General features: G+C 57.2%; 18 protein-coding genes. 12 read left to right on the forward strand and 6 right to left on the reverse strand.

Annotated features, from left to right (window positions below):
* Positions 1-188 precede the first annotated feature (188 nt).
* On the reverse strand, positions 189-1,334 hold the full coding sequence (locus AC1Q9M_RS18790; protein WP_492435030.1) for a hypothetical protein: 1,146 nt from the start codon (positions 1,332-1,334) through the stop codon (positions 189-191).
* Between the two features lie 180 nt (positions 1,335-1,514).
* Here AC1Q9M_RS18790 and AC1Q9M_RS18795 point away from each other — a divergent pair, with 180 nt between their 5' ends.
* From AC1Q9M_RS18795 to AC1Q9M_RS18805, 3 genes are read left to right on the forward strand one after another with little or no spacing between them, the layout of a single operon-like run.
* A complete protein-coding gene (locus AC1Q9M_RS18795; RefSeq protein WP_492435032.1) occupies positions 1,515-2,483 on the forward strand; it encodes a DNA adenine methylase in 969 nt (322 codons plus the stop codon).
* Between the two features lie 21 nt (positions 2,484-2,504).
* Complete coding sequence (locus tag AC1Q9M_RS18800; RefSeq protein ID WP_492435034.1) at positions 2,505-5,147, forward strand: hypothetical protein; 2,643 nt, start codon at positions 2,505-2,507, stop codon at positions 5,145-5,147.
* Complete coding sequence (locus AC1Q9M_RS18805) at positions 5,144-6,715, forward strand: DEAD/DEAH box helicase (RefSeq protein WP_492435036.1); 1,572 nt, start codon at positions 5,144-5,146, stop codon at positions 6,713-6,715. Before AC1Q9M_RS18800 ends, AC1Q9M_RS18805 begins: the two co-directional genes overlap by 4 nt.
* On the opposite strand, the gene AC1Q9M_RS18810 is transcribed toward AC1Q9M_RS18805, so the two are convergent.
* Both AC1Q9M_RS18810 and AC1Q9M_RS18815 read right to left on the reverse strand, forming a co-directional pair.
* Positions 6,690-7,304, reverse strand: a complete 615-nt coding sequence (locus AC1Q9M_RS18810) for a hypothetical protein (RefSeq protein ID WP_492435038.1) — start codon at positions 7,302-7,304, stop codon at positions 6,690-6,692. The genes AC1Q9M_RS18805 and AC1Q9M_RS18810 overlap by 26 nt on opposite strands.
* Entirely contained in the window at positions 7,285-8,442 is a 1,158-nt protein-coding gene (locus AC1Q9M_RS18815; RefSeq protein ID WP_492435040.1) for a helix-turn-helix transcriptional regulator, read from the reverse strand. The genes AC1Q9M_RS18810 and AC1Q9M_RS18815 overlap by 20 nt, the downstream gene beginning before the upstream one ends.
* Positions 8,443-8,599: 157 nt before the next feature.
* Here AC1Q9M_RS18815 and AC1Q9M_RS18820 point away from each other — a divergent pair, with 157 nt between their 5' ends.
* Positions 8,600-10,060, forward strand: coding sequence for a DNA-processing protein DprA (locus AC1Q9M_RS18820; RefSeq protein WP_492435042.1), 1,461 nt, complete (start codon positions 8,600-8,602; stop codon positions 10,058-10,060).
* Between the two features lies 1 nt (position 10,061).
* On the opposite strand, the gene AC1Q9M_RS18825 is transcribed toward AC1Q9M_RS18820, so the two are convergent.
* The 3 genes from AC1Q9M_RS18825 to istA all read right to left on the reverse strand — a co-directional run bounded on the left by AC1Q9M_RS18825 (position 10,062) and on the right by istA (position 14,074).
* Entirely contained in the window at positions 10,062-11,534 is a 1,473-nt protein-coding gene (locus AC1Q9M_RS18825; protein ID WP_492435044.1) for an HAD hydrolase-like protein, read from the reverse strand.
* A 214-nt stretch (positions 11,535-11,748) separates the two neighbouring features.
* A complete protein-coding gene (gene istB, locus AC1Q9M_RS18830; RefSeq protein ID WP_492435046.1) occupies positions 11,749-12,540 on the reverse strand; it encodes an IS21-like element helper ATPase IstB in 792 nt (263 codons plus the stop codon).
* Entirely contained in the window at positions 12,530-14,074 is a 1,545-nt protein-coding gene (gene istA, locus AC1Q9M_RS18835) for an IS21 family transposase (protein ID WP_492435048.1), read from the reverse strand. Before istA ends, istB begins: the two co-directional genes overlap by 11 nt.
* A gap of 497 nt (positions 14,075-14,571) precedes the next feature.
* Between istA and AC1Q9M_RS18840 the strand changes: the two genes are divergently transcribed.
* The 8 genes from AC1Q9M_RS18840 to AC1Q9M_RS18875 all read left to right on the forward strand — a co-directional run bounded on the left by AC1Q9M_RS18840 (position 14,572) and on the right by AC1Q9M_RS18875 (position 22,157).
* Positions 14,572-14,778 (forward strand): hypothetical protein, encoded by a 207-nt coding sequence (locus tag AC1Q9M_RS18840; RefSeq protein WP_492435050.1) that lies wholly within the window; start codon positions 14,572-14,574, stop codon positions 14,776-14,778.
* A gap of 485 nt (positions 14,779-15,263) precedes the next feature.
* A complete protein-coding gene (locus tag AC1Q9M_RS18845; protein ID WP_492435052.1) occupies positions 15,264-15,638 on the forward strand; it encodes a nucleotide pyrophosphohydrolase in 375 nt (124 codons plus the stop codon).
* Positions 15,635-17,488 carry a DNA/RNA helicase domain-containing protein gene (locus AC1Q9M_RS18850; RefSeq protein WP_492435054.1) on the forward strand — a complete coding sequence of 618 codons (1,854 nt, stop codon included), beginning with the start codon at positions 15,635-15,637 and terminating at the stop codon, positions 17,486-17,488. Before AC1Q9M_RS18845 ends, AC1Q9M_RS18850 begins: the two co-directional genes overlap by 4 nt.
* A 536-nt stretch (positions 17,489-18,024) precedes the next feature.
* The gene (locus AC1Q9M_RS18855) at positions 18,025-18,717 is read left to right on the forward strand and encodes a hypothetical protein (RefSeq protein WP_492435056.1); all 693 of its coding nucleotides are present in this window, start codon (positions 18,025-18,027) and stop codon (positions 18,715-18,717) included.
* A gap of 3 nt (positions 18,718-18,720) precedes the next feature.
* Positions 18,721-19,908: a phospholipase D family protein gene (locus AC1Q9M_RS18860; RefSeq protein ID WP_492435058.1), complete on the forward strand. Its 1,188-nt coding sequence runs from the start codon at positions 18,721-18,723 to the stop codon at positions 19,906-19,908.
* Complete coding sequence (locus tag AC1Q9M_RS18865; RefSeq protein ID WP_492435060.1) at positions 19,905-20,273, forward strand: KTSC domain-containing protein; 369 nt, start codon at positions 19,905-19,907, stop codon at positions 20,271-20,273. Before AC1Q9M_RS18860 ends, AC1Q9M_RS18865 begins: the two co-directional genes overlap by 4 nt.
* Positions 20,274-20,418: 145 nt before the next feature.
* Positions 20,419-21,165, forward strand: a complete 747-nt coding sequence (locus AC1Q9M_RS18870) for a hypothetical protein (RefSeq protein ID WP_492435062.1) — start codon at positions 20,419-20,421, stop codon at positions 21,163-21,165.
* A gap of 95 nt (positions 21,166-21,260) precedes the next feature.
* Positions 21,261-22,157: a lysozyme inhibitor LprI family protein gene (locus tag AC1Q9M_RS18875; RefSeq protein WP_492435064.1), complete on the forward strand. Its 897-nt coding sequence runs from the start codon at positions 21,261-21,263 to the stop codon at positions 22,155-22,157.
* Positions 22,158-22,318: the final 161 nt, after the last annotated feature.

Consider the following 22,318-nt stretch of genomic DNA (forward strand, 5'->3'; position numbering starts at 1 on the left):
GATTCCCGAGCTGATGGCGAATGCGAGGGAGCGACCTTGGACATGCTTTTGCTCCCAATATTCTTCGCTAGTCTCTCGGTCAGCGGCTCTGCAATTCGGATCGGCATTTAGTGCCGGTAGAAGGCCTCAAATTGCTCAGGGGTTCCCCCCACGGTGGCGGATCACCCTTCTTACGAAGGAAATCGAAGTCAGCCGACAATATTTTGCAAGGAAAGCTGTGCAGCGGCGTTCACGGTGCCTCCCAATGGCGTGGCCTCCGAAAACGCAAAGTCCGCCTTGTCCAGCGGACTGAAAGGATTTCCCTTGATGTCGATAGCGTAGTAGCGCGCCTGACCGCCGAACTTCCCCAAGGCCACCCCCGTAACCTGGGCGGCGCCACCCGCACGTAGGAGTGCGGCCGCGACTCCGAAAGACACCCCATAGGTTGTGCAGTCGTCCACCACGATGACATGACGACCATTCAGTCGGCCCTTCTCGGCGTAGTGAGGATTCAAGTGGAGCGTCAGTAGCTGTTCAGTCGGGTCGGTCCGGTCCACGCCACCGCCTGCGGATCGCTTGGCTGAAGGCTTGTGCCGGATGAACAACGGTTCGCCGCGGGATGCCATGCGGACCTGCGAAACGGTAGTCCGCAGGCGGTGAACGAAGTCACTGAGAACTTCGGTGTCGTCATTGTCACTCGCAGAAGAGGGATACGCACCAAAAAGAAGGCGGCTCTCGTCCACGAAACCTTCCATAAGCAAGGATCTGGCCGTTACCGCCAAGAGGGCTTTCAATTGACTACCGCCGCCTTTTACCGTGGCAGTGAGCGCTTGAGCGAACGCTTGCTGCGGAGCGGAAAGACCATATTTCTTTGTTGACAGGTCGGACAATGCTCGTACATGGTACTTTTCCGCAGATGCGGAAAAGTACCATTGGCCGCCCCAGTTGGCTGTTAGCTTGACGATGTTGAGCAAGTCTGCCGGGTCATCTATTTGGACACCGAGCGACTTGACTCTTTGATCCTCTGCCCAGCTCGCGCCAAGCAAGAGGGCGCCGCCGTTTTTGCCCATGGCTACATCGTCGGGCTTGCTCGCAAGGGTAAGCACGTCAAACGGGCGCAAGGCGAACTTCTTCGCATTGCGCCGGACGACGCCGCCGTCTTGTCTTCCAATGTCGTGGATGAACTGAACCTTGCTGCCGCCGAAGACCTGATCAAACCAGCTTGGCTCGCCTTGATTCGAGATAACCCCGACAGGGTTACCCGCGTCCCCGATCTCTCTCAATGCTTTGACCATCTTTTGGTCAGGCACGCCATTGCGCAATACTGCATCCGGTGAAGTCATAACTATCAGCATGCGGCCCCTTCTCTCGATTGTCCTACGGCTGAAGGCACTCCACTAGTTCGAGCTCCCTGCCGGCCTGCGCCAATGGCGGATGGGTAGTATCAGGCGGTGGTAAGCACAGATCGGGAATTGCGGCTGCAGAGGGCGGCTGTGGGCCCCTTCGGCTGGACGATACATGCGCGCTGAGCGAGAATGGGTTACGGAGGAATGATGCAGCAGGAGAGATCGACGAGCAACCAGGAAGATTTGCCCAGCCCTACGGCTTCATCGCCTGTTGATCCGGCATTTGGCTATTTTGGCTCAAAGCACAAGATCGCAGGGCAGATTGCCGCCTTATTGCCGCCTCACACCGCTTGGGTCGAGGCTTTCTGCGGTTCCGCCGCAGTCACACTTCGGAAGGCTCCAGCCAAGATTGAGATCATCAATGACCTTGATGACCAGATCTTCAATTTGTTCTATCAACTCCGAACTCGACCAAAGAAGCTGCTTGAGCAGGTTGCGCTCACGCCTTACTCGCGGAGTGAGTACCTGAAGGCTTGGCATGAGCCACCGCCGAAAAGTGACCTCGAAAGGGCACGACGCTTTTTGGTGGCCTCGATGATGACCATCAACGGTTCAGTTGGCAGTGACCATGCGGGCTTCTCGTTCACCGACAGCTATGAGCGCGGAGGTCGAGAGGCGCGCGTGAATCGCTGGTACAACCTGCCGGAGCGGCTTGCCGACGTGGTGGAGCGCCTCCGTTCTGTGCGAGTGGAGAAGATCGATGCAATCAAGCTGCTGAAGAATTTTTCAGATCGGCCCGCAACGCTGGTCTATCTCGACCCGCCCTATCTTATGGATCGCGACCACGGATATTCGGTCGATGCGAACTGCAAGGACTTTCACACTGAGCTGCTTGCCGTAAGCAAGAAAGCCAAGTGCATGGTAATAGTGAGTGGATACAAGAGCCCCTTGTACTCCCGCATGCTTACGAAAACGGCGGGATGGATTTCGAAGACGATTGTTGCAAGCACGCGAGCGACGGACGGCATCGATCTTGAGCGGCAGGAGATGCTCTGGATGAATGAGCCGTTCCAACGGGCCGCGCGGAGTGGACGGCTCCCTGTGTCACTTAGCGCGACGGAGCGACGGCTAAAAAAAATCAACCCAAAGCGTCGCTAGCAAGCAAAAAGGGGAGAGAGGATGTCGAAGCTTGATAAGAGTACGGTTGCGCTGACGTTCAAGTTTGATTGCGATCGGTTCCTTCGATACCGTTTGGCAACGACGCACGAGATCAAGTCGAAGCTGGTGCCGGACTCGGTGGAGATGCGAAGCCGGTCGAGGCCTGGCATTAATCTGATCACTGCCCAGGGACGGGCATGGGAGGCCTATTGCTACGACGACATCGTCATTGCCGCCAAGGATCAGGTCGAGTTCAGGAAGGGCGAATTTGATTCCGAGATTGACCGGCACAAGTATGCGGAACTGGATGTGCTCGGACTGCTTGCCAAACCAACCCCTCCCACATTCATCATTGAGGGAAAGTTTTCGGTCCCTGGTGCGCTCAGCCCGGGACTGAAGGCGGCTCTGGATAGCAAGCGCCTTGAGGAGGCTAGCGGGCGACCGGATTTGCTCTGGATCCGGCCCTACTCCGCCGGAGTACCTTTGGTGAAGGCGGCCGCAAAAGAATGCGAATTCATCATTCATGTCATTGACGTCAAGCTTGCGGCAGAGCCTTCCCTGCGGCACTTCGTCGAGGTCACGTTCTACGCTTTGGGTCTTCAAGCTTTCCTTGATGAGCGGGGGCTGTCGGGGCGGTACGGCGTTGCCGCCGCAGGACTGGTGTGGCCGGGAACTCACGAGGCATCTGCTTTCAAGAACCTCATCGCCAAATTGAAGGCCGATGGGGTCGATGGCCCGTTAGCGGCGGCCCTGGACCAGACTACTCATGCAGTGCCGTATGAAGTCTATAAGCCACGCTTGCAGCAGTTTCTCGATCAGCGGTTGCCGCGCGTGCTGGGCACAAAGCCTGGCGATGCGGGTTGGCACGTGTCCAAGAAGTGTCAGCTCTGCGAATTTTTCGACCATTGTCAGAAGGAGGCGTTGGACAGCGACGCGCTCGCCCAGGTACCGACGCTGACGGCGGGTCAAGCGGCAACGCTGACGAAGGCAGGCATTGCAACCCTTTCGCAGCTGCGCGCCGCTGTTGGCGCGCAATCGCCCGAATGGCAAATTGCGCGGGCGGAGAGTCACGCGCTTAGGGCACAAGAGTCAGCGATCGACGCGCGCTGTAGCGCGCTTTTTGAAAAGAAGGTGGTTCCGATTCCGGGGCGCCGCACCGCTGCGACGCCAAAGTTCGCACACCTGAACATCTTCATTACCGCGCATTTCGATCCTGGGACCGGCATCACATTCGCGTTTGGCGCACACAAGGTGCATTTTGCGGGTGATGGCTCGAAGCCAGATGTTGAGGAGGTGCACCTCCCGGTGGACAGCATCGATGTGCCGGGAAACATCATGTCGCCCAGGTCCGAAGGAATTCGGCTTGCAGAGTTGTGCCAGAAGCTACGGGGGTGGCTCGAGCAGCTCGACGCTGGCAACAGCGTGTCTACGAAAGAGGACCAGCAGTTCGCCCACATCTATGTCTGGGAGCAAATGGAGGCTCGTCAGCTTGCACGCGTAGTCGCACGACACCTGGGGAATGAGGAAGTGATGGAACACGCAGCATTCCTGCTGCGCGTGTTTCCACCAGAGATGGAACTCTCGGATCCCGATGCCTGGAAGTCTCAACCGCTCACCGTCCTCAAGCCCGTTGTCCGGGACCTGTTCGCGCTACCCGTGCCTTTCGAGTACACGCTAATGGACGCTCGCAACTGGCTTGCGCCATTCATAAATGACCAGCAGGAGCACGTCATCATGCGCCATCGTTGGGGATTCGCCACGGCCATGAGCGATCAGATCCCTCTAGAGCGCGCATATGAGCTCTGGCAGGACCGTCCGATGTTGCGCAAGTTCCATCCGACGAAGCCTCCGGCCGAGTGGCCGAGGTACACCAAGGAGGAGATACGTGATGGGATCAAAGAGGCGCTTCGCCAGCACTTGAGCGCGTTGCGCGCCGTTGTGGGAGTTCTGGGGACAAAGCATAGAGAGAAGTTGCTGCTGCGAAAGGAGCCGTTCTCGCTCTTGAAGGCTCCGCCAAAGCCGAGACTACCACTGAATTCGGTGTACGTGATCACCATGGAAAAGCTCGGCTCGATCGCCGAAGAGCTTGAAAATCGGCAAATCCTTGCGATGCCCGTGGAAGAGCGCGAGGCGCAATTCTTCTCAATGCGGGGCATACGCGTCGCGTCGGGATCTGTGCAGGCCACTCGACTCGAAAACGCCGTTCGAGCAGACGCGCGCTATGCAGGACAGCTCGCTGGGAACGGAAAATTGCTCAAGGTGTTCGAGTTCAGTTCGGATTCGCGTGACACGCGGCTTCGAGATGGCACATTTACCGTGGTCTTGAGGAATGAGGACAGCCAGGATACGTTGGAGACGAAGTGGTATCGCGCCGCTGGCTTTGAAACGTACGAGGACGCTGCGTTGGCGGGGCATGCTCGGCCAGCGAAGTGGCTTCAGTACGAGGCGTTGAAATCGCTTCTTGGGGTGACGATCGCCCGGATCGATTCCACGGGGGACACACCTCTTGTCGCGCTGATTTTCGATAAGGAGCGACTCAGGGTCGCAAAGGCGTGCGGAATCCTGAAGACGAGCGAGCCAATGGTCCTCGACCCGATTCACCGGGACTTTAGTACCGACTGGATTGAGAAGGCGGTACGTCGCGTGGGAGGAAAGGCGAAATGAGTGCGACTCTTGAACCGGCGTACTCTTTTTTCTATGCACCCAAAACCCTTAAGGTTGTGCATACCTGCGACGCTGAAGCAGCGATCGCCGCCGTTAATAAATACGTGCGATATCCGCTCAACCTTTCGCAGGAAGCGGCAATCAAGCAGTCTTTTGCGGAGCGCGTCTCTCTTCTGTGGGGCCCGCCCGGAACTGGAAAGACATGGACGCTCGCCGCACTGATTGCCACGTGGGTGGAAGCGGCCCTCCAAGGAGGGGCGCCTATCACCATCCTGGTTGGTGCAGCCAATTACAACGCGATCGATAATGTTCTCTTGCAGTTCAAGGATTTGCTCGCTGAACGAATGTTGGAGGCGCCTGCGGTTCGCATCATGCGGGTGCGAAGCGACTCATCGGAGCCGCTTGATGTTTTGCCGATCGAAGACGTTGTGCAGAGGGACGCAAAGGATCTTCGCGCAAGGTGGGTCAAGCCTGCGCAGTGCACAGTCGTCGGAGGAACGTACCTTCAGCTTCTCAAGGTTTCGCAGGACTACATTTCGGAGAAAGCAATCGGAGCGCCATTCTTCGACGTCGTCGTGTTGGATGAAGCCTCGCAAGTGAGTACCGCTTCTGCAATGGCCTACGCTGCTTTGGCCAAGCAGAACGCGCATTTGGTCGTTTGTGGCGACCACAGGCAACTCGGTCCCGTACAGCACGTGAAGCTCGAAGACACTCGAAGCGGGCTTCTCGAGTCGGCGTTCTCCTATCTGCGTGAACATCATGGGATCTTGCCGGTGTCGTTGTCGGAAAACTACCGGTCCAACGAGGCCATCACTGGCTGGCCATCGCAGCGGTTCTACGAAGACGGGTTTGTGTCGATTCGCAGCAAGCGCCGGCTCGAGATGCCGGTCAACGCGCCTGGGGTGCCAACTGGATGGCCTTCAGAGGCTCCCTGGGCTGACGAGTTTGATGACATCCTTTCTCCTGATGAACCGGTCTCTGTCATCGTCTACGACGATCGGAGTTCTACGGTCTCAAATCAGTTCGAGGCCTGGATTTCAGCGTCCCTCATTCGTACGTATTTCCTCCGCCTGAAGGCCCAGAACCCGGACCTTGATCTCAAGCACTTTTGGAAGGAAAACGCCGGCTTGGTTACGCCACATCGAGCACAGATCGCCACCATCCGCAATCTGATTGGGTCGGAGATGATGCCCGAGCATGGAGGTCTCTCATTCGTAGATACCGTCGATCGGTTCCAAGGCCAGGAGCGAGATCTCATCATCGCCTCCTACACCGTGTCCGATCCGGATTTCATCGCGAACGAAGAGGATTTCATCCTTGACCCCAGGCGGTTTAACGTCACATTGACGCGTGCACGATGCAAGTTCATTCTGCTGGTGAGTCGCACGCTCTTGACCTACTTGCCGGCCGACCTTAAGGTGGCTAACGACGCGGCGCACCTCCAGCTCTTCACTGAAAACTACTGCGGCATGCCGCGTTTCGTGCAACTGCCTTTTCGAAACGTGGCGGGCACGGTTGAAACGCGCACTTGTGACCACTACGTCAGGGCATTCCAGCTTGATACGTAAAACCGAAGGTGGCTTGGCAGTTCACACGCCAGTCTTGCGGTAGCTCCCTCAAGTAGTCCAGCTCTGCGTAGATGGCGCGCACCTTGGCTTCGTCGACATACCCACTGTCTAGAAATGCCTTTACCAACTGGTAGCCACTCCAGGCATCACACAAGTCAAGCTCTTGAACGGTGAATCGAACGCCTGCATCGTCGGAGACTACGACCGCTCGTTTGCCGTGCACTTCGGAGATGGTGATGGCGTAAGCAATGAGCAGGCAGTCGGCAGGGGAGGGTACCGTGATGTTCCGCTTTCGGTACTCAGCAGAGTTCATGCGGGCGTATCCCTGAACCTGTGAGCGCCATTGCATAACTGGCTTCATCCCTACGCTGAGAGCAGACAGAAGATTGCCCGTGCGGTTCGCGCAATAGCTTGGCTCAGTCACCCAGTAGAAGGTGCGCGCAAGGGACTGCTTGTCTTCAAACTCCCGATCCACTTCGCTGATCGTTCTGCACAAGCGAGGCGGCGTCCCGACGGACCGACCTAGAAGCGGATCGAGCGCTCTTCCTACCTTGAGGTAGGTCGTCGTATCAATCAACGCTACGCTCAAGTGGCGCTCCTCGCAATTCTTCATGGAGCGCGATTGCGTCTTTCATCGAGCAATGAAGCACTCGGCGGATGAATGCAGGTCCGCTGGCAGAAGTCTCTAGATATTGGGCAAGTACCTGAAAGAACTTGGTTCCGAATCTGGACTCGCACGCGGCAACGTATTCCTTCGCTGTGGGCGAGTCGCCGAAGAAATGTCTTCTGATCTTGCCGATTCGCCGGTCGAGAAGTCTGCGGGTTTGATGCAGTCGCTCTGGCTTGATCACAAGTGGTGCAGTTCCTTTTGCCTTCGCGAGTCGGTCGCATTGCATGAAGACCGTGTTCAATGAGACGCCGGCCTCAGTGGCTGCGCGTTCCAGTGCCTGCATGCTCTGCGTCGGAGTCTTTGCGCTTACCGCTGCGCGATATGCAGCAGCCGCTAACCGCTGGGGAAACAACAACGCGCCGGCAAACACGTCGGAGAAATCTTCCCCCTCGTCAGTTCCGACCAGCGATGGCGTCAGCATGTGCGCCATTTCATGGGCCAGCCAAAACTTGAAGTCAAGTTCTTCGCTATCGAGGTTGATGTAGATGAAGGTGTGTCCGCTCGAAGGGAGGTGAATGTGCAGCGCGTTTCCGTGATTTTCACGCTCTCCCCAAAAGACGGGCACGAGGATCGCTTGCTGTTTGGCGAACCACGCTACGAGCGCTGACCACTCGACTGGGCCTGAGTCCTTTGCGGAGATTTCGGGACGAACGGTTGCTGCGAGCTCTTCGATGTGGTCGTAGGCAGTGGTGGGATTGCTGAACTCCCGAGGCTTGAATAGCCGCGGCCCAAGGAGCGTGGCAAGTCTTTCGAGCGCGAAGCCTTGATCGAGCGCCTCATCCTCTTGAAAGGCCGTTGTCTGTTGTTGGCCCTTTCGCCTGTATGCCACCAACGGCTGGTCCGATGCGACTGCGTCAGAGATCAACAGCCTGTCGACGGGCGCGCCGAGGGCCATGGCGATCTTGAGCAACATGCCGGGCCTGGGCAAATGCTCCCCACTGAGCCACTGGCTCACCGCAGCATCACTCACTCCAACCGTCTGGGCAAGTTCAGCCTGCTGCCAGCCTCTTTCGGTGAGGGTGGCGCGTAGGTACGCGGTATCGAGGTGCCTGTCCATTTAAGTAATTTTAAGTTTAGTGTACCATTTGTCTCGGCCGGTCCAATGGGGAAACACGCGTGCCGCTGCGTTAACTCCTGCTGAGAGGCGAGAATGCATGAAATGATTTGCGTGCATACGCGGCGCCGCAGCAGTATGCGCAACGCGCCTTCTTGAGATGAATCTGCCTTCCGACAAGACCCTATTTCTGCTGAGACTCTCATTTCTAAAGGGTGTGGGCCCAGCCACGCTCAAAAAGGTTGCTGCGCTTCCGGCATTTGAGACCCTTAGCCTTGATGATCTGGCGGAAGCTCTGCCACAGATCCGTCGCTCGATCGTTTCCGTTGATGCGTGGGCGAAAGCGGCGCAGGAAGTAGAGCATCAGGTGTCACTGGCCAGGCTTTCGGGCGCGCGCATCTTGTCGGGCGCGGATCCGGGATATTCCAAGCTGCTCGCAGAGACATCGGACGATCCATTCGTCCTGTTCGTGAAGGGGGAGCTTGCTCCGGACGCAAAGAACGTAGTCGCTGTGATCGGCACTCGTGAACCGACTGCACATGGCGAGCAGATTGCATCCCGCGTAACGGCCTACTTTGCGGAGCAACAGTGGAGCGTTGTGAGCGGCCTGGCGATTGGCTGTGATGCAGTGGCCCACCGAACGGCGATCCAGTGCAAGGCTCACACGGTTGCGGTCTTGGCGCATGGGCTTCACATGATTGCTCCGGCTCGGCATAAGGACTTGGCGGCGGAGATTGTTGAAAGTGGCGGAGCACTGGTGACTGAGTATCGGTTCGGCCAGGACGTGCAAAGGCAGCAGTATGTCAAGCGTGACCGCATTCAGGCCGGCATGTCGCTGGGCGTTGTTATGGTGCAGTCCGATACTGTCGGCGGGAGCCTTTACGCGACACGTGCGGCGCTGGAGTACGGAAGGTGGATCGGGGTGCCGTACCCAACTGACCGTGATCGGGAGCAACAAGAGCCAAAGGTGCAGGCGAACTTGCTCATTGCGGAAGGTAGCGAAGAGGAGCGATGCAGGCTCTTGAAGTGCGATCCACTGTCCCTTGGCAAAGTCATTGTTCTCCGCGGCAAGGAGGATTACCTGCGCATGACCGTTGGCGTCGCAGAGTCTGAGGCGTCGCATCTCACCAAGCAAGCGCCATCCTCATCGGCGTCCGCTAGGCAGTTTGACATGCTCGCCGATGCGGCCCCGGAGACCCGCTCTCCTTTGGATAGTGTGTTTGTGGACGATCCGAGTGCTGAGATGGTTCGAGCGAGGGGGAAAATTGCACTGTCGAAGATTGCCGAGGTCGATGTCATGCTTCAGTGCTTAGCAGACCCAACGACTGGGATAGCACCGATAGAGGCACGTATTGAACTTGAATCGGCGTTGCTCCAGATGCGTACGTATGTGTGCGCAGTCCGAAGTGCGCAGGGCCACGACCGAACTCTCGCGAACGCTGCTAAGGAACTGCTCAAGGAGCTCGACGAACTAGAGGCGGTGATCGGGATGCACAGCGATTCGCGATCCTCGCTGGCTCTGCGGTTAGGTGCGCAAAAACCCCGCCAGAGCTATGCCCGCTTGACTTCATTGTTCAAGCAACTTGTCGCGAAAGTGAACGGCGCCGTTCTTCCCGCGTAGGCTATTGCGGCCTGTCGTCATTCTCCATGTTCATGCTATGGCTGCATGCTGGTGTCTGATTCCACCCTGTACAACTCCAGAACTTCTCCAAGGTCCTGCGGTTTGTGTTCACTCTCATATCGCGTCCGCAAAGAGGGCATTGCTTCTTGACCAGTGGCTCGCTATGGCTGCAGGGACTCAACGGGCTACTGAACCCCGAGCAACCCCAGAAATGGTCCCCTGTCTTGCTGTTGCGCTTTACGCGCATCGTTCGGCCGCATTGCGGACAGGGTCGCTCGTCCTCCATGATGCTCACGGTCTTTGCGAGAGCTAGACCATAAACAGACGTGGCTCCGGCTGACAATGCCAAGGTGCGCGCGCGAGTCAATGTCGAGCCCGTTGTGGTTACGTCATCAATGACGAGTACTCGCTTGCCAGCCAAGGCTAGCGCCCGTCCGGTGCTTTGCAACGCGCGGTTGGCCTCGAAAGAGCGCTCGTTGCGAGGCAGGAACTTCTGGCTTTGTGCATCGGGTACGAAAAAGAATACATCCGGAATGAACTCAGGACGATTGGCGTCGCCCTGCATCCGCTGTGAGATGCCATCGAGCAGTCTCTCAAGACGTGGGTCCTTGCCCTGCTTCGAGGGGATGATGGTGACAACGTCGAAGCGCGATTGCTGATCGAAGACAAACGCCGCGCCGTGCCTGATGGCATGGACCAGCAAGTCATACCAATGCGCTGGAATCTCGAACGAATCCTCTTCTTCCTTTCGCTGGATCTCGCGGGACAGCGCGTGTCTTTCATGGAACCAGGATGTGACAGCGCCCTTCTGGCTGAAGTAACGCCCAAGGCAAAACGCAGTCATCTCCTCCTTGACCGTCACGACATTGGCTGAGTCATCGAGCGGCAAGAAGTAAACACCTTTCCGCTGGTAATTGGCGCCCCCGGTTTCAGCAGCACGCTCTGCGAACAGCTTGTACTCGGCAGGGTCATTCAAGTAGTCGAGCAGTTGAGCCGAACTCATCTCGATTGCTGGCGCCACGGAAACCGGCTTTCTAGTTGCCCAAGACGGCATGACCGGCGTGATCCCTGCTCTGTAGGCGGCAACATGATCATGGTTGTCATCGCCGACGTAGAGGATTTCTGGAGACGCGTCGATGCCCAGTTTCGCCAAGGCGAGAAGAATGCCCTTGTTCGAGGGCTTCATTCCCTCTGCCTTGACATCCGTATACGTCACGATGGCGTCGAAGGAATTCTGCAGCCCTAAGTGAGCCAGAACTGGACCGACGTACCCCGCGCCTGAGTTCGTCACGATCGCGAGCTTTGTGCCCGTTGCTCGTATGGCTTGCAGTAATGCCAGAACTGGGTTGTAAGCGACTACTCCCTGCAAAGCTTCTGCGGTGAGGCGTTCGTACGCTCCCGTTTCGCGAATTTCCCGGAGGCTGTCAGTGGCAGCAATGGTGTTGTCGAAGTCGAAAATAATGGCCGGAATCATTTGCCCTCCCGTGCACGTTGTTTGTGCGCTTGGGGATTATGTGACGATTTGTTTCATCCTCCAAAGTTACGTCAGCTCCTCCACCCTCCGAGCGGTGGGAGCTTGCAACTTTGGCCCGCAGCTGGAGGCCCTGGACATTGGCTGTTGAATTCCGCCGATCTCTGACCCGAGATTTCCATCGAATACTGACCCACCGCTTTGTGAGCAAAGCAGCTCACGGTGTGGATAAGTGCTTCGTTTTCTCCTTTTCAGATCTAGGGATCGCAGAGCTATTTTTGAACCGATAGCTATCGTTTCCAGTCTCCAGGATATGGCATCGGTGAGTCAGCCGGTCCAAGAGCGCGGTTGTCATCTTCGCATCACCGAAGACGCTAGACCATTCTCCGAAGCTCAGGTTCGTGGTGATCACCACGCTGGTTCTTTCGTAGAGTTTGGACAACAGATGGAACAGAAGGGCCCCTCCTGACTCGCTGAAGGGCAGGTAGCCCAGCTCGTCCAGGATGACCAAGTCGACATGCATCAGTCGATTTGCCAAGTGCCCTGTGCTTCCATTCGACTTCTCGACCTCCAGTGCATTGACCAGTTCAATGGTCGAGAGGAAGCGAACGCGGCGATGCTGGTTCTCGATGGCCTGGACACCGATCGCAGTGGCCAGGTGGGTCTTTCCGGTTCCAGGTCCACCGACAAAGACGGCGTTGTAGGCCTTGTCAAGGAAGTCACCTCTGTGGAGCTGCCGGACCATGGCCTCGTTCACTTCGCTCTGCGCGAAGTCGAACCCAGCAAGATCTCGATAGGCAGGGAACCGGGCCAGCTTCATTTGATACGCCATCGAACGCACTTCCCGTTCTGCGGTTTCTGCCTTCAGCAGTTTTGCCAGAATGGGTTGAGCCGCTTCGAAGGCAGGCGCCCCTTGGTCACCCAGCTCCGCAACCGCATGGGCCATGCCATGCATCTTCAGGCTTTTGAGAAGAGCCACGATGGAAGTCGTTGCGGGATCATGTCCCATGGCGAACCTCCTCGTTGAACCGTGCCTTGCGCAAAGAGTCGTACCGCTGGACGTTCGCTTGAGGTTCCGTCGAGAGCTTCAACGCCTGGGGCGCCTTGACTTCCGCAACGGCCGTCTTCCCGTCCACGAGGCGGTGCAGGACGTTCAATATGTGAGTTTTCGTGGCCACACCCACTTCCAGAGCCGTCTCGACCGCTGCAAGGACAGCTTGCTCGTCGTGGTGCAGGACCAGGGCCAGGATCTCCACCATCTCCCGGTCACCTCCTGGCTTCTTGAGCAACATCGCCTGGAGTCGTTTAAATGACGTCGGCAGCTCTGCAAAGGGCGCACCGTTCCGAAGTGCTCCCGGCTTTCTCTGCAGAACAGCGAGGTAGTGCCGCCAGTCGTAGATAGTCTGCCCTGTGCTGTCGTGACGCCGGTCGATGATCCGCTTGTGCTCGCAAACGACCTGGCCCTCCGCGACAACCACCAGCCGGTCGGCATACACCCGCAGGCTGATCGGGCGGTTGGCAAAGGATGCCGGGACGCTGTAGCGAGTGCGCTCGAACGTGACTAGGCAGGTCGGAGAAACGCGTTTGGTATGTTCCACGAAGCCGTCAAACGCAGGCGGCGGTGGCATCAGGTAGGGTTTTTCCTGGGCCCAGATGTCCGCCACGGTGCCTGGCAACTGGCCATGCGCAATCTCGTTCCACAGTGCCTTGCAGCGGGTTTCCAGCCATGCGTTGAGTTCAGCCAAGGACGGGAAGGCTGGGATGGGCTGCCAGAGGCGGTGTCGAGCGTCCCGAACATTCTTCTCAACCTGGCCCTTCTCCCAACCGGAAGCCGGGTTGCAGAACTCGGCCTCGAACAGGTAGTGGCTGACCATCGCATTGAAACGGGCATTGACGTCGCGGTCTTTGCCGCTTCGGACTTTATCCACAGCCGTCTTCATGTTGTCGTAGATGCCGCGCTTGGGCACGCCTCCGAACATCACGAACGCGTGGTTGTGCGCGTCGAACAGCATCTCGTGCGTCTGCAGCAGGTAAGCACGGACACTGAAGGCCCGGCTGTGGCTGAGCTTGACGTGCGCTACCTGGAGCTTGGTGCGCTCCCCATCGATGACAGCCCAGTCTTCGCTCCAATCAAACTGGAACGCTTCGCCCGGCCCGAAGACCAGCGGAACAAAGGTCCCGCGGCCAGCCGTGCGCTGCGCTTCCTGCCGTTCGGCCTGCCACTTGCGGTGGAAGGCCGCCACTCGCCCGTAGGAGCCGTCGTAGCCTAAAGCCACCAGGTCTGTGTGGAGCTGCAGCAAAGTGCGCCGCTGTTTGCGCGACTTTGTTGCCTCGATCGACAGCCAGGTTGAAAGTTTGTCGGCGAATGGATCGAGCTTGCTGGAGCTCGCACGCCTGGCGTAGCGGGGTTCTTCATCGCCCGCCCGCAGGTACTTCTTAACGGTGTTGCGAGCCAGGCCTGTACGCCTGGAGATCTCGCGGATGGACATCTGCTCGCGCAGTGCCCAGCGTCTTATGACACTCAGTGTCGCCACGTCTATCACTCCTGAAATCTCCTGCTGCCAAAAGCAGCAGGATAGGGTTCTTACGTGGGTCAGCTTTAAATGGAAATTGCAGCTCTAACTGGGTCAGTTTTCAGCGGAAGACAACAGGGGGCCGATTTTTCACTGAAATTTGATCCATCTGCGTGAAGTTTTCCGTTCAGGATTGCCCCCCATTTTTTTGCTCTGTGTGCGCTTGCAAGTGGTGGGTGAGGGGGTCAACAGTGCATCAAGAGGCGGGTCATGCGAGGATGAAAATCGACGGGCTCAACACCACTTGCAAGCCCTGACAATGGCACGGTCGAGAAAGGACCTCTGTCTACGGCCGGGTCATCCACCAGGATGGAGGGAAATCTGCGCTGCTGTGGCAACCTTCGCGGCGGTAAAAGCCCAGTACAGCAATCTCGTGGTGCAAACGCGAGGGGCTTAGCCGATTGCTCGCAGGTGGCGGGAGAGTTGGGGTCATCCCCTTCAGTCGGCAACGCTTCACAAAAGCTCACGTGAGCGATCAGGAGGATGCACTTCGATCGCTCTCAAGTTGCTTCGTCTGCTTTGCTGACGGTGGTCGAACTGGCGGAGGATGGGACATTGCTAGCGCTGACCGTTTCGTCAATCTGGTGTTCGAAGGCATACCGCAAGGCCTTTGCATGCGCCGCACGGAGAAAAATGCGGAAGTGTTCATCGCGCCAGAATGGAAGGCGACGTGATCCAGAAGATCACCATCGCGCCGTGATTTCTCGGCATCGCGGCGTCGCGGAACCGGCCGTCTGCAGTGTGGTACGTTTCGACTTGGAGAGCTGGTCGGTCTCCTTAAGCCAATTGCGGAGCTTTGTGCAAGGAAGTCTCCACGCCCCCAGCGGCATCCTGAGCTCCGGGACGTTACGACCTCAGCAGAGGTTGGCCTTGGAAATCTCACCAAGAAGTTTCCGTACAGCAAAACCCTAATGCAACTGACTAGGGGTCGCTATGTGTTCAAAGGTGCAGCCAGAGTTCGGGTCAATTCACGCAAACCGCGCTAAATCTCGAAAGATCAGGCCAACATGATGCGGCGGATCTGACCATGCCCGCCTTCAACGAATTAGCTTGTCACTCTAGCACCAGCTTTCCCTTTGCTTGAAATGGGCTTCGCCAAGACTCGTAATCGTCTCGGACCGGACGAGTCGGTAACAATCTGTCTTGAAAGGTGCAAGTCATGGAAAAGACACTGATTGACATTGACGGAGCCGCGACAGCGCTCAGGCAGTTTGCAGAAGAGCGAGACTGGCAGCAGTTTCACTCGCCCAAAAACTTAGTCATGGCCCTCTCGGGCGAGGTCGGCGAGCTCACCGAAATATTTCAATGGATGACGGAAGCAGACTCGCACGTTGCGGCGGCCTCTCCGAAGACCGCCCAGGCCGTGCGCGATGAACTCGCGGATGTTGCGCTGTACCTGATTCGGCTCGCCGATGCCCTGGGCGTCGACCTCAACGCAGCCGTCACCAGCAAGCTCGCATCCAACGCCGCCAAGTACCCCATCGAGGCCTCTCGGGGCGTTAGTACCAAATACGACCAATTGCCTAAGCCATGATCGTCTATCAGGCTGACAAGAGGGAGTTTCTGCGCGACTACAACGACCGCGACATCGAAGAAGTCATTCATGCCAAGTACCGAGCAGCGACGAGCCGCAAGGTCGCCCAGGCAGAAGTAAGGTCCTGGCGGGAATCACTGGGGTACGTCGCCCGTGTTCTAAGTGATCCGGACATTGCCGATGACGTGGGGGTGGCCATCGAGTTCATCCTTCCCCAGTCGGCCAAACGCATCGACGTGATTCTCGCGGGACACGCTGACGATGGTTCGCGGCGTCTGATCGTCGTCGAGTTGAAGCAGTGGTCATCGGTGGATGCTACAGACCGGGATGCGATCGTGCTGCTGCGTGGCGGCAGCCGATCGGACCAGGTGCGCGTCCATCCCAGCTATCAAGCGTGGTCGTACACGGCGTTCTTGGAGGGCTTCAACGAGGCGGTCTATGACGGCGGGCTTCAGTTGCGCCCCTGCGCCTACCTGCACAACTATGAGGCCGATGGCGTCATCGACGCGCCCCACTACCAGCCGTACATCGAGCGCGCTCCGTTGTTCCTGAAGGGTGACGAGGACCGCAAGCGGCTCCGCGAATTCATCAAGCAGCACATCCGCCATGGACGAGGTCGTCAGGTGCTGTTTGACCTTGAAAGCGGCCGCCTGCGGCCCTCCAAGGCGCTAGCGGACGTCGTCGGCAAGCTTCTCAAGGGCAACGAAGAATTCGCGCTAATCGACGATCAAAAGGAAGTTTTTGAGGCAGCCAAAGCTGCATGTCGTCAGGCCAATGCCTCTAACAAACCTCGTGTCGTGATCATCGAGGGTGGGCCAGGAACGGGCAAGTCGGTTGTTGCAGTTAACCTGCTGGCGGCATTGCGCGAAGGCCTGACCGTCAAGTACATCTCGAAGAACGCCGCCCCGCGTGCGGTCTACAGCGACAAACTCGTCCAAACCCTTGAGAACGCGCACCTCGTCAACCTCTTCGGTGGGTCAGGCTCATTTACCGAAGTCGCACAGGATGCCTTTGACGTGCTGGTCGTGGATGAAGCACACCGCTTGACTGAGAAAAGTGGTTTCTATGGCAACCTTGGCACCCACCAGGTGAAGGAGCTGATCGATGCGGCGAAGTGCAGCATCTTCTTCATCGACGAGGATCAACGCGTAACGCTAAAGGATGTGGGTTCCAAGGCCGTCATTCGCGACTTTGCTGCCGCCCGCGGCGCGGAGGTTGAAGAGTTTTCGTTGACCTCACAGTTCCGCTGCGCAGGCTCCGATGGCTACCTTGCGTGGGTGGACGAGGTGCTGCAGATTCGACCCACAGCCAATAGCACGCTGGGCGGCATCCCATTTGATTTCCAGGTGTTCGACGACCCCGCGAAGATGCATGCGGCGATCGAGGCGAAGAACGGTAACAATCGCGCGCGCGTGGTCGCCGGTTACTGCTGGCCTTGGCTCAGCAAGAAGAACTCAAAACTGATGGATGTGGTGATTGGTGACTACGAGCGCCAGTGGAACCTAGACGAGGACGGCAGCCTCTGGATCGTTGCCCCCGAATCCGTCCACCAGGTGGGATGCATCCACACATGCCAAGGACTGGAAGTGGACTACGTGGGGGTGATCATCGGACCCGACTTGGTGATGGATGGGGACAACCTGAAGTCTGTGCCCCGAGCCCGTGACCGGCACGACAAGACCATCAAGGGTTTCGTGAAGATGTCAAAAGCGCAGCCTGCCGAAGCCGCCCGGTTAGCCGACACGATCATCAAGAACACGTATCGCACGCTGATGACCCGGGGCATGAAAGGGTGCTACGTCTACGCCACCGATGCGAATTTAACGGAGTACCTGAGGGCAAGGACCTAGCCAGCACATAGGCCTTTGTCATGAGGTCAAAACCTGGGTCATTGAGGCGGCGATCTGAACCGCAGCACCGTCACACACGACCAGCGCGAGCCCCTACAGGTCGCATCGACAAATCTCGCTCAGTCCCTCAAGTTGTTCCAACGAAACAATGGACGAGAGGCCTCGAATGCCACCGCGCCAAGAAGGCCGGCAGACAGCTGAAGCATCCATGAATCACCCGCCTGCTCTATGGAGTGTATGAGATGCCGATTCATGCTATCCACAGAATGCGATGCGCAGAGCTGGCGTAACTACCCGAAGTGATCGCGAGTTGTGCCGTTTGCCGACTAACGTAAAGTTCCGCGGCCACGGTCTAGCGTTTAACGTAGCAGTGCCGCCGTCGTTAGTGACAGCGTGATCAATTACCGGTTCTCGGTTTATGCTGCGCGCAAGCATTGAATTCTCGTGCTTACATTGTGGGCGAGGTGCACTTCAAGCGACGTCCACATCGTCGCCGTAGAGACCGGTTGTGTTGTTTGACGAAGAGAGGAAATTGAATGCAAACACTTCGCCGAGGGGCGATGGAAGAAATACTGCGAAATTTGAATCGACAATTTCTAACAAGCCAGCATTTCTCCGTAAAGTTCAACGACGTGAACGGGACGGTTGTCCACATTACCTACCTTGATCAGCCAGAATACACTTTCCGGATGCTGCAAAGAGGTAGTGAGCCCTCCGCATGGCAAACAATAGAAGCACCTGGGCGGATCTTTACGGGTGCTGAGACTACGGAGCATCACCATCGGTACGACTCTGCTCTTGGCTCTGTGTATGCATGGATAGATCGCGTGTGCGATGAGATTCTTTTCGCCGCTAAAGAGCACGGAGAGCACGGGCCTCTTGACTCACTGCGGGATCAGGTCGCCGCCGCGGCCAATGAGCTCCCCAATCCCGAAAAGCCGTTCACCAGTGCTGAACTGGATGAATGGATGGACAAGCTCAAGGCGTTGCTTGCCAAGATCCAAACGCTGGAGCACTCACATGAGATTCAGCAAGCTCGGATTGATCAAGTACTGCGTGAGCTGGACGAGTTGAAAACAATGGGGACAACCATCCCCAAGCGGACGTGGCTAAAGACTGCTGGCAACAAGGTATTAGATCTCATGAATACCGCATCGACTGAAGGCGTCAAGAAGCTGGCCACTGAAGGCGCGAAGCTCTTGGTGGATTACATGCGTTCAAGCGGATAGCCCATGCAACTTCTATCTACTGCTAGTAGCTTTAAGAGGCACCTTACACGGCTCATCCAAACCTACCCGAACATTGCCTTTGGTGTGGCGTGGGCTTCCGCCTCCACCAAACCCTTTGAGTTGCTCTTAACGCACAAAGGAAAGGTGAAAGTCGGAGTTATCGGTACTCATTTCTATCAGACTCATCCTGATGTGCTGGACAGCTTCATCAAGAGCAAGGAAGTGAAGTTCGCGCTTCAACCCAAGGGGGTTTTCCATCCCAAGCTTTATGTCTTCTGGGGGAAAAACCGGTGGGAGGCCATCGTTGGCAGTGCTAACTTCACGGCTGGTGCCATGGGAGAAAACACCGAGCTCAGCACACTCCTTACTAATGAGGATGGTGACCACCTTCAGGCGCTGCTTCAACTCATCGAAGGCTATAGCGTTGACGCTAAGGTCATTACGGCGGAGGAGGCCGCGAACTACCGTAGGATTTGGAGGGCCAAGCAACCCGTTCTACGCAAGTTGGTCGACCAATATGGTGACAACGCCGCTACTAAACCTGCTATTCACAGCCATGTAATGGGCATGGACTGGCCGCTGTTTTTGGCGGCAATCCAGCAGCAGGATGAAACGCACGGTTTTGATGAGCGCTTAGATCTCCTCGCCAAAGTACGGCAAGCTTTTGCTGATTACGACACCTTCAATGACATCCCCATCGACTTGAGATTGGGTATTGCAGGTCTTAAGAGTAAGACGTTGAAGCATTCCCTGTGGTTCGGATCTATGGTGGGCGCAGGGACGTTTTACAACCGCATGAATGCTAGTGATTCGGCTTTTTCCCTTGCCTTGGACGAAATTCCTGCCACTGGCACCGTGACCAAAGAACAGTACCGCAACTTCATCGCCCATTACCTCAAAGCGTTCCCTGAGGGACGCGATGGCATCGCAACTGCCACTAGGTTGCTCAGTATGAAGAGACCAGACCAGTTTTTGTGCGTGGACAGCAAAAATAGGCGAAAGCTGGCCAAAGACGTAGGTATGACTAACCCTGCGCAGCTTGACTATGAGCGCTACTGGGACGAAGTTGTAGAGAGACTCATGGACTCGCCCTGGTGGAAGTCGCCTCCTCCGAAGCACGGAAAAGTTCTCCAAGCGTGGAATGCACGCGCAGCCATGCTGGACGCCATCTTCTTTGAAGCTAGCAAATGAAGCAAAGCGATCATGTGATGAAAGTTGTCTTGCTCGCGGCGCTTGCCTTGATGAGCCACGACGCCGCAGCGGAGACCGTGCAGGTCAAGTACCACGGGGCGGTTTCACTGGACTCGTTCGCTTGCGCTGAAGTCAACGAGCACAGTGACGTGTCTCGGATTTGCTATGACGGCGCCGAGCGATACATGGTCATCCGCCTGAAAACGACCTACTACCACTACTGCGAAATCGACGCTGCCACCGTGCGTGGTCTTCAGGGGGCCAGTTCGAAGCGGCAGTTCTTCGAGGCTCGCGTACGGGGTAGTGGAGCGGATGGGCCGTTCGACTGCCGGACGCATCCCATCCCGAAGAAATATCGGCGGTAGAGTTCGTGCGGCTCATGAGCGTCTGAGGAGACTACGATGACGCTCGACCTAGTCGACAGTGCTTGTATGCATGATCAATTGGTTCGATAGAGCGCTGATACCCTCAGAGAGGACAGGAGTTTGAGACAGTCTTCCAAGGAGCGACATGACATCCGGTCAACAAGAGGTGAAATCAGCAGCGTTTCGGGCACTGGTCTCTTCGGCCGACAGATTCCTTGAAACTTGCGATGGCGGCGACATCGGGTCATTCGACTCACCGTCAATTTGGTTGATGGGCGTGGAGCCGGGATGGTCGCTTAAGGACCAGCTACGCGAAAAGAAGGGAGCGGCGGCCTCTCAAGATCACGACGAAAGCTATTCTGTCGACCTTCAACTCGGCTGGCCCTTCAACCGTACGGCCTTCAAACTGCTCAGTGCCATCGAGGGTGGGGCACCAGAGGACTACGTCGATTTCGCCAAGCGCGCGCGTCCCTTCGAGCGCGGGTCACAAGGCTACTTCAAGGCCAATCTGTTCTCCGTGCCCTTCCACAACTTGGAGGCGTGGGACGACGAGGCAAAGCAAGATACCGGCTTTGACACCAAGTCCGCCTACCAGGATTGGGTGAGGACTGTCCGATTCCCTGTGGTGTCTTCCCACCTCGAATTGCACCGACCTAAGCTGCTCATCGCAACCGGGTTGGCCCACCTGCAGGACTTTCGTCATGTGGTCAATGCGTCGACATTGATTGAGCACAGCTTCACAGTCAACGGTCACACAAAGCGAATGTTCGTATCCACCGATGGGCTGGTGCCACTGGTGGTGGTGCCTCACCTTTCAGGTGGGCCCGCGGGCCTCAACAGCAACGCAGCAGTCGCTCAGGCAGCACAGGTGATTCTGAAATCAACTTTATAGAAGCGCCCTTAAAGGATGTAGATCAGCATTGTTCGGCGGCACCATCAAGGCGGGAGGCTCCGGATGCTGCTAACCACTCACCATCACGAGCATTTATGCAGTTTCGACACGTCAAGTTTTTTGCGCTTTGCACGTTCATCACCCAGGTCTCAACCGCTCAGGCCGCAAGCTTCAACTGCGCCGCCGCGCGCGAAGCATCGGAGATTCGGGTCTGTGCGAACCCGACGCTGGGTGCTCTCGATGAACAGTTGGCTGAGGTCTATCGAGACGCCTCCTCACGCACATCGGACATCAGGTCAAGCCAGCGCGCGTGGCTGAAATCGCGCAACACCTGTGTAGACGATGCCTGCATCCAGACACATTACGAACAACGAATAGGGGAACTCAGCGTCGCGCAAGCCCCCGCAGTAAGTGCGGCTGACGCTGTTTCGGACAATGCACAGCGGCGGCCCGCTCTGGCCCCCGATGTGACGGTCGTGGCAGTCATCCCTACCACCCCCGTCCCAATTGTTTCCTCCGGGACCGCACAGCCGGCGTCTCCCATAGCGGAGCCCTTGCCCCCGGCGACATCGGAATTCCGTGGCCCTGGACCCATCCAATCGGCGCGCCGTGCATCCGAAAGCGACACTGGGCCCGAGTCCATGAGTTCGCTCACCTCCGAAGTCTGGAAGGAAATCCGGGAAAACTACGCCTACATATTGCTCGTCCTCGCCGCTCTGGGCGGTCTCGCTGCCTATGGCTACAGCAAGCGCTGCCCCAAGTGCCAGAAGTGGTTCTCTGCAGAGGAGGTTGACAACGAGTTATTGAGCAGAAAAACCGGGTTTAAGACGGTTACCCGCCAAGACCGGCATCGCGACTCGCAGGGGAAGACAATCAAGACGGTGGAGCGCAAAGAGCAAGTTCAAGTAGAGGTGTCCACATGGAAGGATTTCTACAAGTGCAAGAGCTGCAACCATGAATGGATCGGGGTCTCGCAAACTGAGCGCACCTAGGTCGGCAACGTATGGCGCAGCAGCTCCTTGCTGTCGTCGGCCGCCGCCGCCGTAGTTTCACGCCAAAAGTTCGAGGGCACCACACCGAAACTGGGCAAAATTTCTCCACACCAAGTTCTGCTGTCCGCCATGCTCCACCTGTGGGTTGGGTGCGTGGTGGG

The organism is Hydrogenophaga sp. GW823-FHT04C09, from assembly GCF_058796355.1.